The sequence below is a fragment of the Kitasatospora sp. MY 5-36 genome (assembly GCF_001182915.1).
Classification (GTDB): domain Bacteria; phylum Actinomycetota; class Actinomycetes; order Streptomycetales; family Streptomycetaceae; genus Kitasatospora.
This window is the reverse complement of record NZ_LFVW01001237.1, coordinates 1-1236: the sequence shown is the minus strand read 5'-3', so window position 1 is coordinate 1236 and position 1236 is coordinate 1. Positions and strand designations below refer to the sequence as shown.

At 75.0% G+C, this 1236-nt stretch carries 2 protein-coding genes and 1 pseudogene; 1 reads left to right on the top strand and 2 read right to left on the bottom strand.

Features of this window, described 5'->3' with window-relative positions:
• Positions 1-349 (top strand): ubiquinol-cytochrome c reductase iron-sulfur subunit (locus AE652_RS41660; RefSeq protein ID WP_049661237.1); only part of this gene is annotated, 349 nt, incomplete at its 5' end.
• 24 nt (positions 350-373) lie between these two features.
• On the opposite strand, the gene AE652_RS41655 is transcribed toward AE652_RS41660, so the two are convergent.
• Both AE652_RS41655 and AE652_RS41650 read right to left on the bottom strand, forming a co-directional pair.
• Positions 374-583 carry a hypothetical protein gene (locus tag AE652_RS41655; RefSeq protein WP_049661234.1) on the bottom strand — a complete coding sequence of 70 codons (210 nt, stop codon included), beginning with the start codon at positions 581-583 and terminating at the stop codon, positions 374-376.
• A pseudogene (locus AE652_RS41650) lies at positions 580-1236 on the bottom strand (LiaF domain-containing protein); the annotation flags it as partial. The pseudogene AE652_RS41650 and the gene AE652_RS41655, both read right to left, overlap by 4 nt.

Here is a 1236-nt window from a genome sequence, read left to right as displayed (position 1 = left end):
GGCGGCCCCGGCCTCCGGCGCCCCGGCCGCCACCGCCCCGGCCCCCGCGGTGCCCGCCGCGAGCGTGCCGGTCGGCGGCTCGGCCCAGGTCAAGGACCCGGCCACCGGGGACGCCGTCTACATCGTCCAGCCCAAGGCCGGCCAGTACTGCGCCTTCTCCGCCGTGTGCACCCACGCGGGCTGCGCCGTGGACGCGCCGAAGAACGGCCAGCTGTACTGCCCCTGCCACGGCTCCCGGTTCGACGCCGCGACCGGTGCGGTGGTCAACGGGCCGGCGGTCAAGCCGCTGCCCAGGTACGCCGTCAGCAAGGACGGGGACCGGCTGACCCTGGGCCCGCAGCAGAGCTGACGCCCTAGGGTCGGGCGGGGCGGGTCACTCCTCGCGGTCGGGCCGGCCGCGCCGGGCCACCGCCGCGACCGCGCCGGCCAGGCCGCCGACGCCGAGCACGATGAAGGTGACCGGGATGACGATCCGCCCGTTCACCGACTGGTCGTTGAGCGCCGCGACCAGGTAGAGCACGGCGATCACCGTGAACAGCGCGCCCGCGATCAGCGAGAACAGGTCGAGCCGGTGCTTCCTCACTGCTGGACCACCTTGATGTTGCCGAGCCCGATCCCGAGTTCGAGATTGAGGGTCCCCTTGACCGGCTGCCCGTTGGCAGGGCCGATCAGGTAGGTGTGCCGCCCGGTGCCGTCGCTCCGGTCACCGGGGAGGGCGACGTTGCCGAGGCCGATCCGGGTCACCAGGTTCACCGTCACGTCGTCCGGCACGGTGACGGTCATGTCGCCGACGCCCAGGTCGACCTTGGTGGCGAGGGCGGCCCCGGCCGGGTCGAGTCCGGACAGGTCCAGCCTGATCTCCCCGGCGCCCAGGTTGTACCGGTCGTGCAGGTCGGACGCCGAGGCGACGGTCCAGGCGCGGTCGCCCACCGCGTCGCGCACGGAGTCCGGCGAGTGGCCGACGAAGGCCAGCGCCAGGGTGAGCAGCAGACCGGTCACCGCCAGCCGCCGGGCCCTGCCGAACTTCGCGCCGACCAGCAGCGTCAGGCCCACCACCAGCAGCGCGGTGGCCAGCACCGTCGCGCTCAGCACGGTGGGGTTGTGGCCGCGGTCGACGGAGGCGGACCAGACCGCGGCGGCGGCGCCGATCGCCAGCAGGAAGCCGAAGAAGCCGAGTGCCGAGCGCTCCCGGGGGCGCCGTGCGGCGGCGGCCTCGGGGCGGCGCTTCGCGCCCTC